The 1,164-nt window shown below is 61.9% G+C and carries 1 protein-coding gene; it reads right to left on the bottom strand.

The window, feature by feature from the left end:
* Positions 1-200 precede the first annotated feature (200 nt).
* On the bottom strand, positions 201-1,164 hold a 964-nt coding region (locus EOA60_RS33940), incomplete at its 5' end, for an O-antigen ligase (RefSeq protein WP_164899807.1).

Below are 1,164 nucleotides of genomic sequence, written 5' to 3' on the forward strand. Positions count from 1 at the left end.
CATCGCCGACATTGCCACCCGCATCTATGACGAGCCGGTGCGCCGCTTCCTGCAGCGGCAAATGCAGCGCTCGCGAGCCGTGGCCTAAAGCGCGTCGCAATCTTTCAGATTTGCTCCGCGCTCTTTTAGGTTTTTGGTCTTACGCATGTCCTTGACCCGGAACCGGTTCTCGCTTTCGGGGGACTAGGCGAAAACCGCGATCAGACCGGCGCCGGCATGTGGCCGTTGGCCGGCTTTTCATCCTGGACAGGAATGGCAACCCGCCGTCGCCGGGCAACCGGCAGCGGGTTCAGCTTGAACAGGCCATAATAGACGATGAAGGAGGCCATGAAGTAAGGGCCGAGGATCTCGACCTCGAAGAAGGAGCGGATCAGCATCAGCCCGACGGCGCCGGCGAGCACCACCGAATCGGCGCTCCAGACCCCGAACACCACCTTCGAGATATGGCCGTAGAAGGCGCGCAGGATGATCAGCGCCAGCATGGTGACGCCGACGAAGCCGATCTCGACCAGGGTCTCGATATAGGTGTTGTGGAAATGGAAGCCGGTGCGGGTCGTGATGTAGAACTCGGCCCACAACCGTTCCGGATCGGCGAACCCTTGCACCCAGTAGGCGGCATAGCCGTAGCCGAGCAGCGGGTGCAGCTGCGCCGCCTCCCAACCCTGCTGCCAGAGATAGGTGCGGCCGGTCAGCGTCGAATCCTTGCCGAAGATGCCGAGCACGACGTCCAGCAGGCCAAGGTTCAGCGCGGCCACCACGCCGGCTACCAACGCGCCGCCGCCGACCACGAACAGCACGCGGCGGTAGCGCCGCGACAGGACCCTGCTCATGGTGAGCAAGATGACGATGCCGAGCACCGCCGGCAGCGAGGCGACGGATGTCGCCGAGTGGGAGATTGCCAGCATGTATGCCGACATCAGGATGATCGGCGCGGTCCAGAAGAAGCTCAGCCAGTTGCGCCGGTAAAACATCAGGAAGACGAAAGACAAAAAGATGCCGAACGACGAGAAGAACCCGACCTGGTTCTTGGAGGCGAAGGCGCCGACGAAATTGAAAGTGCCGTCCATTATGTCCAGCGCGTAAGCGTTGACTTTCAGCGAGTAGAGCAGGACGACGAATATCCCGATCAGCGATCCCAGGACCAGCGTCCGCACGCTGATGGTG

The sequence above is a fragment of the Mesorhizobium sp. M1A.F.Ca.IN.020.06.1.1 genome (genome assembly GCF_004023265.1).
Taxonomy (GTDB): Bacteria; Pseudomonadota; Alphaproteobacteria; order Rhizobiales; family Rhizobiaceae; genus Mesorhizobium.